The sequence below is a fragment of the Xenorhabdus khoisanae genome, from assembly GCF_001037465.1.
GTDB classification, from domain to species: Bacteria; Pseudomonadota; Gammaproteobacteria; order Enterobacterales; family Enterobacteriaceae; genus Xenorhabdus; species Xenorhabdus khoisanae.
In genome coordinates, this window is sequence record NZ_LFCV01000048.1 from 1 (window position 1) to 15,222 (window position 15,222).

General features: G+C 42.1%; 10 protein-coding genes. 4 read left to right on the forward strand and 6 right to left on the reverse strand.

All coding sequences use genetic code 11. The annotated features are described in order from the left end of the window. A partial coding sequence (locus AB204_RS08095; protein ID WP_047962876.1) for a ferritin-like domain-containing protein occupies window positions 1-112 on the reverse strand: 112 nt, incomplete at its 3' end. A gap of 328 nt (window positions 113-440) precedes the next feature. Between AB204_RS08095 and AB204_RS08100 the strand changes: the two genes are divergently transcribed. After that, window positions 441-671, forward strand: coding sequence for a DNA polymerase III subunit theta (locus AB204_RS08100; protein ID WP_047962877.1), 231 nt, complete (start codon window positions 441-443; stop codon window positions 669-671). 49 nt (window positions 672-720) lie between these two features. On the opposite strand, the gene pip is transcribed toward AB204_RS08100, so the two are convergent. The 3 genes from pip to AB204_RS08115 all read right to left on the reverse strand — a co-directional run bounded on the left by pip (window position 721) and on the right by AB204_RS08115 (window position 2,411). Further along, window positions 721-1,674 (reverse strand): prolyl aminopeptidase, encoded by a 954-nt coding sequence (gene pip / locus AB204_RS08105; protein ID WP_047962878.1) that lies wholly within the window; start codon window positions 1,672-1,674, stop codon window positions 721-723. Between the two features lie 81 nt (window positions 1,675-1,755). Next, a complete protein-coding gene (gene yebF / locus AB204_RS08110) occupies window positions 1,756-2,127 on the reverse strand; it encodes a protein YebF (protein WP_047962879.1) in 372 nt (123 codons plus the stop codon). A 101-nt stretch (window positions 2,128-2,228) separates the two neighbouring features. Continuing rightward, window positions 2,229-2,411, reverse strand: coding sequence for a YoaH family protein (locus AB204_RS08115; protein WP_047962880.1), 183 nt, complete (start codon window positions 2,409-2,411; stop codon window positions 2,229-2,231). 149 nt (window positions 2,412-2,560) lie between these two features. Here AB204_RS08115 and pabB point away from each other — a divergent pair, with 149 nt between their 5' ends. The 3 genes from pabB (at window position 2,561) to AB204_RS08130 (ending at window position 6,031) form a co-directional block, all read left to right on the forward strand. After that, window positions 2,561-3,931 (forward strand): aminodeoxychorismate synthase component 1, encoded by a 1,371-nt coding sequence (pabB, locus tag AB204_RS08120; protein WP_047962881.1) that lies wholly within the window; start codon window positions 2,561-2,563, stop codon window positions 3,929-3,931. Continuing rightward, window positions 3,928-4,497, forward strand: a complete 570-nt coding sequence (locus AB204_RS08125; RefSeq protein WP_047962882.1) for a CoA pyrophosphatase — start codon at window positions 3,928-3,930, stop codon at window positions 4,495-4,497. The genes pabB and AB204_RS08125 overlap by 4 nt, the downstream gene beginning before the upstream one ends. Before the next feature lie 169 nt (window positions 4,498-4,666). Then, on the forward strand, window positions 4,667-6,031 hold the full coding sequence (locus AB204_RS08130) for an L-serine ammonia-lyase (protein WP_047962883.1): 1,365 nt from the start codon (window positions 4,667-4,669) through the stop codon (window positions 6,029-6,031). Window positions 6,032-6,164: 133 nt separating this feature from the next. Here AB204_RS08130 and AB204_RS08135 read toward each other — a convergent pair whose 3' ends face one another. Both AB204_RS08135 and AB204_RS08140 read right to left on the reverse strand, forming a co-directional pair. Continuing rightward, window positions 6,165-7,352: an FAD-dependent monooxygenase gene (locus tag AB204_RS08135; RefSeq protein ID WP_047962884.1), complete on the reverse strand. Its 1,188-nt coding sequence runs from the start codon at window positions 7,350-7,352 to the stop codon at window positions 6,165-6,167. Continuing rightward, complete coding sequence (locus AB204_RS08140) at window positions 7,349-14,512, reverse strand: amino acid adenylation domain-containing protein (RefSeq protein ID WP_047962885.1); 7,164 nt, start codon at window positions 14,510-14,512, stop codon at window positions 7,349-7,351. Before AB204_RS08140 ends, AB204_RS08135 begins: the two co-directional genes overlap by 4 nt. Between the last annotated feature and the right edge of the window lie 710 nt (window positions 14,513-15,222).

The following is a 15,222-nucleotide window of genomic DNA, read 5'->3' on the forward strand; positions in this document are numbered from 1 at the left end:
CTTCATATCCTTTGTCGCTGCACCATGCACTCATTTGCAGATATAAATTCGCAGAGTAAAACTCCAGATTTAACTGCTCATTTAATTTCTTGATCATTTCTTGTTTTAACATCAGCCAATCCTTCTAATGATTTATTAAACTGGGCGTATTATGCCAATTAAAAACACATAAAACAAAAATAAAATAAAAATACATAACTCATTGATAATTGGTATTTTATTTTAAATAAATAACAAGAATAAATCTCATTAAATATAAGGAAACAAGAATCAATTTTATTTAATTTAATCCTTTTACTTAAAATAAAAACTTTAATAATAATGAGAATTGGTATTGTTTATATTTATTTGATGTTTTTTTGAACCCTTTAAACCACTTGATAAACCAAAAAGAGTCGATTAATTTTCTTCCTAAGAGATAAATTTTCAGAGAGGCCATAATGGAGTACAACTTAGCCAGATTATCTAAAGACGAGATGGATAAAGTCAATGTTGATTTAGCAGCATCCGGAGTTGCTTTTAAAGAGCGCTATAACATGCCTGTTATTCCCGATACTGTCGAGCAATCACAGCCATCCCATCTGCGAGAATATTTCCAGCAGCGTTTGCATCACTACCGCCAGCAATCAAGGTTTCTGTCACGCTTGCCTTACGAACCCAAAAGTCGTTAAAGAGGACGGTAAAAAAAGGTAACCACCACTGAATGGGTGGTTATCTCGGCTATTTTCCGGCAAATTTATCAGTTGCCTTGATTAACTGGTGTAAAATGCCGGGTTCATCAAAAGAGTGACCAGCACCTTCCACAATACACAGTTCCGCTTCCGGCCACGCTTTTGCCAGATCCCATGCATTCTGAATCTGACATGCCATATCATAGCGTCCATGTATAATGACGGCCGGAATATGCCTGATCGCATCAATATGATCCAATAGCTGCTGGGTTTCATCCATAAAGCCGTTATTGATGAAGTAATGATTTTCAATGCGTGCAAATGCCAAAGCAAATTCATCTTCCGCAAATGAATCTGAATGCTCAGAAGGCAGCAACGTCACAGTTTCTCCTTCCCAAAGACTCCATAAACGCGCCGCTTCCAACTGTACTTGCAGATCAGCGCTCGTCAGCCGTTTGTTATAAGCGGCAATCACATCTCCACGCTCTTCTTCAGATAAGATAGATAACATACGTTCCCATTTTTCAGGGAAAAAACGAGAAGCACCTTCCTGATAATACCAACTCAATTCTTGAGGACGAAGCAGGAAAATTCCCCTCAATATCAATTCAGATACCTGATCCGGGTGTTTTTCAGCATAGGCCAAAGACAACGTTGAGCCCCACGAACCACCAAAAACCAACCACTTCTCAACTCCCATCAAATTACGCAACCGTTCAATATCATCAATCAAATGCCACGTTGTATTATTCTCCAGGCTGGCATGAGGTTTGGAACGGCCACAACCACGCTGATCAAACAGCATAATATGATAATGCTCAGGATCGAATAACTGACGATGATAGCTTGCAATACCGCCTCCAGGTCCGCCGTGGATAAATACCGCAGGCTTACCTTTCGGATTACCACACAATTCCCAATAAATTTGGTGCCCATCCCCAGTATCTAAATACCCTGTTTGATACGCATCATAAGCGGGATAGAATTTCCGTTGTTCCGTCATAAGGCCCTCTCTCTGTTCAACAAAACGGGATACTTTCCGGTATCCCGTCCATATTCAAAGATAGCATGACAAACTATTTAATTACTTTACTTCACTATAATTAATAGTTTCTTTTTGGCAATCAATTGTGACATTGTAACTTTTATCTTTTTTTGAACCACGTACAATAAGTGGAACCTGCAATGCGTTTTCATCACCAGTAATATCGTTGACATTTACCCATGCAATTGGTTTTGAAGTTCCGAGTTGTTTTCTGTCCTCACTCCAGCGATTAATGCGGTTTTGTAAAAAATCCTGCTTAACCTGCGCTGCAACTTGATCATTAGTTAAGTTTTTACAAGAAATAAACTTGGCTACACGATTATTCTCAGCGGCTGTCGCCGTAAATGACACAGAAAGCAGCACCCCTGCACTCAATAACCCAATTCGCTGAATAAACTGACTTGTCTTCATATTACCTCCTATTACCATCCAAATAATATGGATTAAAAGTTGCGATAAATTAACATGTAGCAGAAAGTAATTATGTGATTTTTGTTAAAAATACGTTGCGACTATTTTTCATCATCCTCAAACAGAACATGGATCTGTTCATTATTCTGATGTTTTTCGCGCAATTCCTGAGCAACGATAGCAATAGCTTCTCCACTTCCCATCCCTTCTGAAATGAGCTGATGGATCCTTTCTACAGCAACTTGCTGTTCTTCGTGAGATAACGCTGGCATACCTGAAAACATAGTTATAACCTCAAACCTGACATAACAATTAATGGCAACCGAAGATTATAATCTTTTTTATCTCAAGTCAGGAGTGAGATTCTGTGATAATCTCCGCGTGTTAATATGTTATTTATCGTGAATTGCCAACCGCCAACACTGATTCCATCATGAAAATTGCACTACAAAAACGACAATTACCTTATTCTCCCGATCTCGCTACCCACTATTTTGCCCCTGTTTCTGCATCTCCCTGGTCAATGTTGTTACATTCAGGAGCCGCCGAACATCCACATAATCGATTTGATATTTTAGTCGCCGAGCCAGTAACAACATTTGTTACTCATGGAGAATCTACAGAAATAAATCATGATGGCGAAACATCCTTTTCTCAGGAAGATCCTTTCTTTTTGTTAAAAAAATCCCTTCATGCCTGTCATATCACCCCCCAATTTGATCCTGACTTACCTTTTCAGGGAGGAGCATTAGGACTCTGGGGATACGATCTTGGACGACGAATTGAAAAGTTGCCAACAATCGCTGCCAATGAACTGGATTTTCCTGATATGGCTATTGGCATCTATGATTGGGCGTTAATTATCGACCACCAGCAACAAAAGGCTACTTTACTGAGTTATCACGATATCGATAAACGTTTGGCATGGTTAGAATCACAGAGGGAAAAAAAGGGCAACCCTTTCTCCCTGACAAGTCATTGGCACGCCAATATGACAGCGCAGCAATATCACGAAAAAATCGCCCATATCCATCGTTATCTGCGGGATGGTGATTGCTATCAGGTCAATTTATCACAGCGTTTCCACGCTGATTATCAGGGAGATGAATGGCAGGCATTCATTCAGCTTAATGAAAGTAATCGAGCGCCCTTTTCTGCCTTTATCCGCTTACCTGAACACTGCATTATCAGCGTTTCACCTGAACGTTTTATTTTACTGGAAGATAAGCAAATCCAGACTCGTCCAATCAAAGGAACATTACCACGATTGCAAGACCCCGCAGAAGATCAATTACAGGCTGAAAAATTAGCGAATTCACGAAAAGATCGCGCTGAAAACCTGATGATTGTAGATCTATTGAGAAATGACATCGGGCGGGTTGCCCGCCCCGGTTCGGTCAAAGTTCCTGAATTATTTGTTGTCGAGCCTTTTCCGGCCGTACACCATCTGGTCAGTACTATTACAGCAATGTTACCTGATGAATATCATGCTACCGATTTACTTCGTGCCTGTTTTCCGGGTGGTTCTATTACCGGAGCGCCCAAAATCCGCGCAATGGAAATCATTGAAGAACTGGAACCACACCGTAGGCATGGATATTGCGGGGCTGTCGGCTATATTAGTTTCTGCGGTACAATGGACAGCAATATCACCATTCGAACTTTACTGACAGAAAAAGGAAAAATTTACTGTTGGGCTGGAGGTGGTATCGTCGCAGATAGCATTGCTGAAAAAGAATATCAGGAAACATTTGATAAACTAGGACGAATTTTACCTCAATTAGGAGAGCTTCACATACCATGACATCGCTTTCTGACTTCATTCATCGGTTTCAATTGCAACTTCCTTCCCAATCTCCGCATTTAGCGGGTAATCAACGGAATGCTGCGGTATTACTTCCGATTATATGTAAGCCAGAACCAACGCTTTTATTGACTCAACGCTCCCTGAATCTTCGTTCTCATGCGGGCCAAATTGCTTTTCCAGGCGGAGCTGCTGACCCTGAAGATCATTCAATTATTGCCACCGCTTTGCGGGAAGCTGAAGAAGAAGTCAACCTTCCGCAAGATAAGGTACAGATCCTGGGGCAATTGGCCCCTTTGGACAGCAGCGGGGGTTATTGTGTTACTCCGGTCATCGGGCTAATCTCCACTCCGGTTTCTTTCCGGACAAATCCAGCAGAGGTGGCAAAAATTTTTGAGATTCCGCTGTTTGATGCACTTTCCCTGTCTCACTACCGGTATCTGGACATAAAACGCCGCAATCACCACCACCGCGTCTACTTTTATTGGCATCAAGAGCAAATGATTTGGGGATTAACCGCAGCGATTATTTATCGGCTTGCACAACAAGTTCAAAAATCATTCTGAATAGAACATAAAATGCCATAAAACTGTGCATTACTTATCCATAATCATATCAATTGCTATTATAATTAAAAAAAAACTGTAAACTCCTTTATCAACACTACTAAATAACAGTAAAGTAGCGCGCTTTAATATAAATAACTATATCTCTTTCTTCTTAAAGGAGTCTGGCGTGATTAGCGTTTTCGACATGTTTAAGGTGGGTATTGGCCCATCCAGCTCTCATACTGTTGGTCCTATGAAAGCAGGCAAACAATTTGTCGATGATCTTGTAAACCAGGGGATAATGTCCTCTATCACGCGTGTAGCTGTTGATGTATACGGCTCACTTTCATTAACCGGGAAAGGTCACCATACGGATATCGCTATCATCATGGGATTGGCAGGTAATATGCCAGCAACTGTTGATATTGATTCAATTCCGGGTTTTATACGTGATGTTGAGCAAACTCAACGTTTGCCACTGGCAAATGGTTTACATGAAGTCGATTTTCCTCGCGATGGCGGTATGAACTTCCGTAGCGATAATCTGTCACTGCACGAAAACGGCATGCAAATTCATGCATTCGCTGGTGATGAAGAAGTCTACAGCAAAACCTACTACTCTATCGGTGGTGGTTTTATTGTTGATGAAGAACATTTCGGCAAGCCATCTCAAGATACTAAGCCTGTTTCTTACCCATACAGTTCAGCAGCAGAACTTCTGATGAACTGCAACAAAACAGGTTTGTCTGTTTCTGGCTTGATGATGAAAAACGAATTAGATTTACACAGCAAAGAAGAAATTGCTGAGTATTTCGCAGACATATGGGCAACCATGCAAGCCTGTATCGATCGCGGCCTGAACACAGAAGGGGTATTACCCGGCCCATTACGTGTTCCTCGTCGTGCAGCCGCATTGCACCGTATGCTGACATCATCTACCAATTTATCCAATGACCCGATGAATGTTGTTGACTTAATCAACATGTTTGCATTGGCCGTCAATGAAGAAAATGCTGCGGGTGGTCGTGTCGTTACCGCACCAACCAATGGCGCATGTGGTATCGTGCCAGCCGTCCTGGCCTATTACAATCACTGCATTGAACCAGTAACACCGGAACTGTACACCCGTTATTTCCTGGCCTCTGGTGCAATCGGCATTTTGTATAAAATGAATGCTTCTATTTCTGGCGCTGAAGTCGGCTGTCAGGGAGAAGTCGGTGTTGCCTGTTCAATGGCGGCTGCCGGTATTGCTGAATTACTTGGTGCAAGCCCTGAGCAAGTGTGCATTGCCGCAGAAATTGGCATGGAACATAACCTCGGCCTGACTTGTGACCCAGTTGCAGGACAAGTGCAGGTTCCATGTATTGAGCGTAATGCAATTGCTTCAGTCAAAGCGATTAACGCCGCTCGCATGGCACTTCGCCGTACCAGCGAACCCCGTGTTTCGCTCGATAAGGTTATTGAGACCATGTATGAAACAGGTAAAGATATGAACGCGAAATATCGTGAAACTTCACGTGGTGGTTTGGCGATAAAAGTTCAGTGTGATTAATATCAAACATCACTTATTCCTTCTGGAATAAGTGATATTGTTATCTGTTTTTCACTATCCATTAACCTCAGCCCTGCCGGAATACTGAAACGGCGGGATGAGGTTATATAAAGTGTTCTGATTTTACGAGCTACTACCCGGCGGCGACGGCATCGAAATCAAAGTCTCCGGTAGAAAAACGTAATGATTTTTCGAAATTCTCCATGAGTTTTGCCGTTGGTACAAACCGTAAGGACAAATCCCTCTTCAGACAATGAAAGAAACGATCATCCTGTTCAGAGTCACTCAGCATTTTTGATGCATTCACTAACATTTCCGCCCTTGGAAGACGAATTTTTTCGTATTGGCGCAGAGCAGAAATTGGATCTGACTGCTGCTTAAGTGCATGCCCCAAAACCGCAGCATCTTCGATAGCCATACCCGCACCTTGACCAAGGCTTGTCAGCATAGGATGCGCCGCATCTCCCAAAAGAGTGATCCTTCCTTTTCCCCAGAGAGGTGAAAAAGGTCTATCCTGTGCAGGGACAGCAATGATATCTTCGGATGGCGTTTGCAGGATAATATCAGAAATAATAGCCGGCCATCCCTGATAATACGCAAGGATATCTTTATTATTTCCTTGCCAGTTACGGGCCTGTTCAGTACACATATTCGCAGTCCCCCACCAATAGACTTCACCGTCACCTACATCGACCAAACCGATTCGTTTCCCTGCCCCCCAATAATGACCAACGTAACCCGGTGTGATCTGCGGATGTTGATAGCGAGTAACAGCTAACCAACAAATATAATCGGCTGGGCGGACGGGTTTGTTCCCTTGAATATAGTCCCGGACAAAAGAGTAGATCCCATCAGCACCAATGAGCAAATCTCCATCTGTTTCTCTGCCATCAGCAAAACGGACAGAAATGCCATCATCCCTTTCCGTGATCGTGGTGACCTTAGCGCCGACATGGATAATATTCTTATCAAGCTGCTGTAGCAGAGCTTCATGCAATGCCTTACGTGATATACAAACACTATCGAATCCGTTAGATGACGAGATTTCAGGTATTGGTAAGCTACGTATCAAACGACCTTTAACGTTCCTGATTTCAAAACGTTTAATTGGCGCACCAAAGTGCTCCAACTTCAGATTAACACCAATTGAGGATAAGGCAGCAACCGCATTGGACATCACAGATAAACCTGAGCCTGCGGTACGTAAAGTAGGAGCTTGTTCATAAACTTCAACACAATGGCCAATCTGCCGTAATACGATAGCAGCAGTTAACCCGCCAATACCGGCTCCAACTATAATCACTTTTAATGGACGATTCATACTTTCTCCGAAACTAGCAATACTTGTTCTTTAGAGAATTCACTCATTTCTCGAAGGATCACTTGTGCAACTTCTGCCACATACGGCTCTTCCATAATCTCTAAATGATCACCGGGTACATCAATGACATTGATATGACCCGCTGTTTTACCCTCCCAGCCATTTTTAGGATCGCGATACTCACTTCTTATCGCATCATGCATGGAGCGTAATACTTCAGGTAATGGGCGCGTTGCATGTAATAAAGTCATATTGATATCGGCCGTGTAAGCAGCATAATCCGCAGCGGCTTTCCAATTGGTCTTATACACATCAAATAACCTTTGTACGACAGCACGGGAACTGCCTTGTGGAATTGCGCCTGTGGCAATGGCATGCTCCGTAATATATTCGAATCGTTCCTGCAAAGAAGTCATCTGCTCCGGCACAACCTGCTCAGGGAGAGTCGCCCCTTCATTAACCCACAGTAATTCCCAGAAAAACCATCGTAATAGCGCTTCCTCATTCACTTTTCCCTGAGAATTCGTGTTAAGTGCCACCGTATCTAAGACGAAAAGATCGGCCACTTCTTCCCCATGCTCTTTCAACTGGCGCGCCATCTCAAATGCGACAAATCCGCCATAAGACCAACCGCCGATTGAATATGGGCCATATGGCTGGATTTGGCGTATAGCTTCCAAATAATTTGCCGCCTGTTCCTGCACACTGGTCAATGGCATAGACCCCGCATCTACTCCGTGAGCCTGCAAGGCATAGAAAGGTTGATCCTCGGGGAAATGTTTTACTAAGCGTAAATAGGACAAGACATTTCCCCCCATTGGATGGACAAAAAACAATGGCCGTTTATGACCCGTAGTACGCATGGGGACAAGAGGACTGAATTTGGGATATCCCCCTTTTTCTCTGACATGTGTAGCTAACTGTGCGACAGTCGGGTTACTAACGAAAAGAGACAAAGGAATGCTGATACTGAAATATTTTTCTACCAAAACGACCATTCTCATGGCTGTCAATGAAGTACCACCGATATCAAACAAATTTTGATGAACAGATAAGCCGGGTATTTTCAGCAAGTCCGCAGCCAGATCACACAATACTTGTTCATAGTTATCTCGCGGAGCAATATCCTCTACAGCATTATACCCATGCACGATCCGCATACTGCGTAACGCCACATCGTCACGTTTCCCACTCGGGGTTTTAGGCAGTGATCCCAACCACTCTATTTGAGAAGGGAGCATATGTTTAGGCAGAGTTTCAGCCAAATGTTGCTGTACACGCACAGTAAATACTTCGTTCTTTTCCCCGATCAGGAATGCAACCAGAAAACCATCACTTTCACCGTGCTGTTGAACGACTACCGCAACGTCTTTCAGTATTTCATCAGCACCTGGCGTACTCGATATAGCTAATTCTATTTCTGCCAGTTCAATGCGATAACCACGGACTTTAACCTGTGTATCCTTGCGGCCTAAACAGAGAATATTGCCATCCTTAAGCCTCACGCCCAAATCACCTGTACGATACAGTGGCTCATCACCGTCTTTGAGCATAATAAAGCGCTCTGTGGTTAATTCTGGCTGACGGTAATAACCCAGTGCTACAGGTAAACCGCGAGCATAAATTTCACCTTGTTCACCAGAAGCAACTTCTTGTAATTGACTGTTCAGGAGCACGATATCTGAATTGTTGATACTTTTACCAATAGGTGGAAGCGCAGGGAAAGCGTTTGGATCACCTTGCATAGTAAATGCGCTGATGACATGAGTTTCTGTGGGTCCATACTGATTCTCAAGGATACCGTTATTTATTTGTCCAATAAACAGACGAATATCTTCAGTAACCCGGAGTTGCTCACCTGATGAAATGACCGCTTTCAGATTTTTCGGGTAATTGCCCAATGCGACTGCTGTTTCGGCTAATTGCTGAAGTGCAACATAAGGCAGGTAGATTCTCTCTATTCGGTAAGTTTCAATAATACGCAGTAACTGTAAAGGATCACGTCGTTCATCTTCGCTAATAAGGTGTAATTCTCCACCAGAAGTCAATGTAGAGAAAATTTCCTGAAATGAAACGTCAAAACTCAGAGGCGCATACTGCAAGGTAGAACGAATATTCTTACCAGTATGAGTTTCATTCTGCCAGGTAACCAAATTCGACAGGCTACGATGCGGCATTGCCACGCCTTTAGGCTTACCCGTTGAACCTGATGTAAACAGTAAATAAGCCAACTGCTCAGGGAGTATTTCTCTATCTGGTACAGGTATATTTCCGTTTATCAACGTGTCCACTCTCATTGTCGGGATTGTCACTACGTTGAGTAATTTATCGGATTCACTATCAACAATAGCCAGTATCGGCTGAGCCTGTTCCACCATCGCTGCAATACGCTGAGCCGGATAATTCAGATCCAATGGTAAACAGGCTCCCCCCGATCTCATCACACCAATCAGTGATGCAACAAGTGTGGGAGAACGCTCAAGAGCAATAGCGACAGGGGTATTCTGAATAACTCCCTCGGAAATCAGCGCGGAAGCAATTTTCCCAGACTCTGACCATAGTTCTTCATAACTCCATTGCAGGCCATGATAACGAATCGCTATTGCATCAGGTTGCTCCTGTACATTTTTCACAATCATAGCCAGCGTTGATATGAATTCCTGAGATGGTCTTTCCTTGCTTCTTGATGTGAGCGGCTGGCTCAGGGTTGCGCGTTGATCACCACTACTGACCATTCTGTTCAATATGGTCATATAGGTGTTCATGTAAGTATCAGCCTGCACTTGTGAGAAAACATTGCCATCAAAATCGCATCGTAGATAATTTTGACCTGTGATGAAATCAGTCATGACATTGAGTAATACTTCAAAGTTAGTTTCTTCCCACGGATCGAATGCGATGAGAGACAGATCAGGACCACTAAATATTTCAGATAATACGTGGAAGTGAATGTAATTGAATGCGGAACTAATTCTTGCCCCCTCACCGGCCACCTGCTGGATAGCATTAAGTGGATATTTACGGTATGGCGCATGGCGCTGTTCAGCACTGAATACAGAATGAATACACTCTTTCCATGTTTTGTCAGCCAGAGAGAAACGCACAGGTAATGTATTAAGAAACAAGCCCAGCGTTTGCTCTGAGTTCTGTGCATCAGGCCTGCCATGGGTAACCAATCCAGTCGCGATCTCATCCTGATTCGTAAACATAGCCACAGTTAAACAATGTGCAGCAAAGAAAACCGATTTAATGGAAACATTTTCTTGCTGTACCAGAGTTTTCAGCTTCGTTTCAATTTCTTCTGGAATGACGGCCTTTTTTGTGAAAATCTGATTTTTTGGCAAACTTTCGTACAATCGGTATCCGGGGAATTGCGTTCGGGGAAGTCCATTAAACATTTCTTTCCAGAACACGCTGTGTTCCTGATCCTGTAATGCGTGAAGCTCATCCTGTATGTATAACGCAGGTGACGGAAGTACATCCGTTTCAGGAAAATACATACCGTCATTCAGGTAACGAAAGAATAATTCACGTACCAAATTTGCCACACTACCACCATCCAGAATGGCATGATGGAAACTAAATACCATCTCTATAGTATCTGCGGTTCTGAACAAACAGATGTGATACAAAGGCGCACAATCAAAATGGTAGTCCTGACGACTTCTTTTTTTCATGTACTCTTTAATCAGTTGTTCAGACTCAATCAATGGCAATGAGCTAACATCTTTAATCCCTACTGCATGGTCAAGATCGATACTGTGATTAATGACTTGTAGCGGCTCGCTGAAATCAGCCAGATTAAAGTGTGAACGAAGAGCAGGATGACGTTGGATAGTCGCCGCTGCACTCTTACGGAAGATTTCAGGTTTCCACTCTCCTTTCAGCGTATAGCGGAAAACATCCTTATACGTGCCTGAACTTTTGCTCTGCTGACTATGATATATCAGACCGAGTTGGAGTTGGGTTGCAGGGAATGCATCAGCATATTGAGAAAGTTTCGCACGCTCTTTTTCTTTGACCAATGCAAAAGGAGGTAACTCAGTGATTCTTTGAGCTTTATGACCGATGTCAATTTGTTGGCTCAATCCGGCTATCGTCAAATGTTGTGACAACTGAGAAAGAGTCACATTCATTCCCGCTTTTTCAGCTTCAGAGCGAACTTTCAACATTAAGATAGAATCACCTCCTAATGTGTAAAAATTATCCTGCACACTGAGTTGTTCAATTTTTAATACCCGTTTCCAAATTTCTGCCAATTGATATTCAGTTTCAGTCTGAGCATCATCATAGCGACCCGAAACTTCTGTTTTCACCAATGCACTAAGGGCGCTACGGTCAACTTTACCGTTTGGGGTAAGAGGAATAGAAGGAACCTGAAAAAATTTCAGTGGAACCATGAAGTCGGGTAAAAATTCCAGTAAAGTTTCACGTAGTTTCTCAGAAGTAAGACTCTGGTTATTGGTAACATAATAGGCACAAAGGTAAGCATCACCATCATTATTCTTTTGTGGTAAAACTTCAGCCTGAGTAATTCCGGGAATGCGTTCGAGCGTGTTCTGCACTTCCCCCAATTCAATGCGGTTACCTCTGATCTTCACCTGATTATCAATTCTGCCCAAATATTCGATGCTGCCGTCAGATAACCACCTTGCTAAATCGCCTGTGCGATACCAGCGCTGCTCTCCATCCCGAATGAATTTCTCATCAGTTAATTCTGGCTTATTGTGATAACCACGGGCCAACCCGATACCGCTGATCTGTAGTTCACCTGCAATGCCGATTGATTGTCGGGTGTCATGCTGAGACATAACCCTCAGTGAAATATTGTTGATCGGAAAACCAATGGGGACGCGGTCGATAACAGCGTTATTTTCAGGAAGAAACTCGAAATACGATACATCCACGGTGGCCTCTGTTGGACCATACAGATTGATCAAAGCCGGTGCATTTAAACCAAAGGTGGAAAAGATTTTACGGAACTGATTAACCCGTGCAGGAGGAAGTGCTTCACCGCTGGTGAACACACGGCGCAGACTGGTTAATTTATCCACTAATTCAGGTTCAGCCTCTAAAATATCTAAGAAAGGCTGGAGCATAGAGGGAACAAAGTGCAATGTAGTCACATTATGTAGACTGATTGCTTTTATTATTTCCAATGGATCTTTGTGAGCACCGGGCGGCAATAAATGGACAGCGGCTCCAGAAATAGACCACCAAAATAATTCCCAAACGGATACATCGAATGAAATCGGTGTTTTTTGTAGTATCACATCGGTATTATCCAGTGGATAACGTTCCTGCATCCACTCAATCCGATTCACCGCTGAATAATGATCGATCATAACTCCTTTAGGTTGCCCGGTGGAGCCTGATGTATAAATCATATATGCCAGAGAATCGGCTGTAGATAAATTGGGCTGTTTTACATTTTCTTGAGCGGAAATGTTATTACCATCAATGACAATATAAGATTTAGCGATTAAAGACTGATTAGCTTTGTCGGCTATGATGACTTCGACACCACTATCATTCAGCATATAATCAATCCGTTCCTGCGGATAATTGGGATCGATAGGCAGATAAGCCGCGCCTGCTTTTAATACAGCAAAAATAGCTGTAAGCATATCCGTACTACGATCCATTAAGATTGCAACGATGTCTCCTTTCCGCACGTTCTCTTTCAGTAACACCGTGACCATATTGTCTATGCGGGTCTGGAACTGAGCATAAGTCAGCGTGGGTTGCTCACCAGAATTTGCGATAGCGACTGCTTTTCCGTGTAATGAAGCCTGAGTATCAAATAACGTTGATAAAGTCTCTTGCTTTGAGAATTCGGCAATGGGCCCTTGCTCAAAAAGAGCCAGTTGAGCCATTTCTTCCGCCGAAGAGAGATTCACTTCCGAGACAGTTTGTGTTGGTGATGCAATAAACTGTTCGATAATACGCTCTAAGGAAGCGGTAAGGGTTTCAAATGTATAATTTTCATCGAAAATATCGACAGCTCCGACGATGTCAATAGTGACGTCATTATCATTCCCATCGGTACAGATATAGATCGCTATTGCATCATCTTCATGAGCCGGCGCATAGTTACCTTCACTTTTATAGGTATAACAGGAAGCATCTACAGTGGGAAAGCGGTTATAAGATACAGTGACATCGAAACACCGACGTTTTGTTGTCCCCATAGACTTAAGCAAACGCCCGAGAGGAATATGCTCAAACTTTTTCAGTTTTGTGGTGTCTGTTTTAATACGAGCCGCTAGATCAATAAGGGTATCATCTTCTTCTACCGCAATAGCAAGTGGCAGCGTATTAGCCCAATGGCCAGCCATATCAAGTTGATTATTGCGACGGTTGAGTAAAGGAACGCCTATTGTTATCTCGGTACTGTTATGTAACCGTGACAATAAAATAGCTACCGCAGACATAATGACTTGGTAGGGATTAATTCCTTGAGATATCGCTTTTGCAACCTCAGACTTATCCAATATATATCGATGACGCATGAAGCGAGAAAGATTACTTTTCTTTCCACGATTAAAAAAAACAGGCTCATTGCATTGTGTAAATTCAGCCAGCTCAGTTATTTGTTGTTCTATTTCCGGCTGTGACAAAGTTATTTCTTGTTCAATTACTGCTGAAATATACCTCTCATAATTGCTATACAACATTCCTTGATTAAGATCATTGTTTTGGTAGAAATGTAGAATTTTTTCTGCTAATTGGTTTATTCCCCAGCCATCACAAATAATATGGTGAACACGAATAAAAATAGCAGTGCCGTCATTTTGTAGATTTCGTAACAGAGCAATCTCAACGAGCGATTTGTCATTCAGATTAAAAACTCGTTCTGACCATTTACTGAAGAGCACAGTAATGTCTTCATTTTTAGCATCAATGACTTCCACTTGATTAACTGCCACATCTTGTATTTGCTGACCCAACACTTCTGCTTGTTCAACGATACGCAATTGGCATGCAACATCTTGATTAATAAAATCATTAACTGAATTAAGAAGTTTTCCAAAGTTAATATTTTCTTTTAATATCCTCGCTATGGATATAGTGAACTGACCGCTTTCTGGATTACGTTGAGTTTCATAGTATATTTCTTTTTGATACTGAGTAAGAGGTACAACTTGTAATCTGTTCATAACTATTCACATCATGATTAGGGCGTTTTAATTTTATTCATTACATTTTCCTTAGCACAATAATTCCACTTTCCTCGGAACAATGTTTGTTAATTTGCATGCATCGCGTCATTTATTAGCGTGCCTTAGTAATGAACAACAGAAAATAATTTATAATTGGCAGTTCTGATTAATAAGTGCAATTTTTCAGAAGGGCAATCAGTCGCTATAGCAGGCACCTTTCCCACCAAAGGAAAATGTTCCATGATCTATAAACAACTGACTGAAACAGAAAGATACCAGATTTTAAATTTTAAAAAAGAAGGATTTTTATAATAAGCCATTGCTGAATCACTTAATTTAAATCCATCAACCATCAGCAGGAAATTGAAGAGAAATAAGTAGACTCAGGAATTTTATTCTGAAAAGGCTCAGCTTAATGTATTAACTCACCATTATTTTTCTAAGAAAGCAGTGAAAATTACACCAGAGATATAAAATCCTCTCGCAGCCAATTTATCATACAGAGCCTGCAAGATATGGCCTTTATCTCCACAGATGTGTTCCAGTGAATCCTTTCACCAACGATTTTGCGATCATCTGTATTTTTACTGCCAATTTTCGACGGGCAGTTCCCAACAATTATTGATATACCAAATTCTAGTTGAAACAATACCCCTACCATTTGGTAGTGATATTTTTTGGCTGAAACGGATCACCAAAGCACATTA

What these genes read in the sequence shown, in the direction of transcription:
- AB204_RS08100 (WP_047962877.1), top strand. Translation starts at nt 441, where the DNA reads ATGGAGTACAACTTAGCCAGATTATCTAAAGACGAGATGGATAAAGTC.
- pip (WP_047962878.1), bottom strand. Translation starts at nt 1,674, where the DNA reads ATGACGGAACAACGGAAATTCTATCCCGCTTATGATGCGTATCAAACA.
- yebF (WP_047962879.1), bottom strand. Translation starts at nt 2,127, where the DNA reads ATGAAGACAAGTCAGTTTATTCAGCGAATTGGGTTATTGAGTGCAGGG.
- AB204_RS08115 (WP_047962880.1), bottom strand. Translation starts at nt 2,411, where the DNA reads ATGTTTTCAGGTATGCCAGCGTTATCTCACGAAGAACAGCAAGTTGCT.
- pabB (WP_047962881.1), top strand. Translation starts at nt 2,561, where the DNA reads ATGAAAATTGCACTACAAAAACGACAATTACCTTATTCTCCCGATCTC.
- AB204_RS08125 (WP_047962882.1), top strand. Translation starts at nt 3,928, where the DNA reads ATGACATCGCTTTCTGACTTCATTCATCGGTTTCAATTGCAACTTCCT.
- AB204_RS08135 (WP_047962884.1), bottom strand. Translation starts at nt 7,352, where the DNA reads ATGAATCGTCCATTAAAAGTGATTATAGTTGGAGCCGGTATTGGCGGG.
- AB204_RS08140 (WP_047962885.1), bottom strand. Translation starts at nt 14,512, where the DNA reads ATGAACAGATTACAAGTTGTACCTCTTACTCAGTATCAAAAAGAAATA.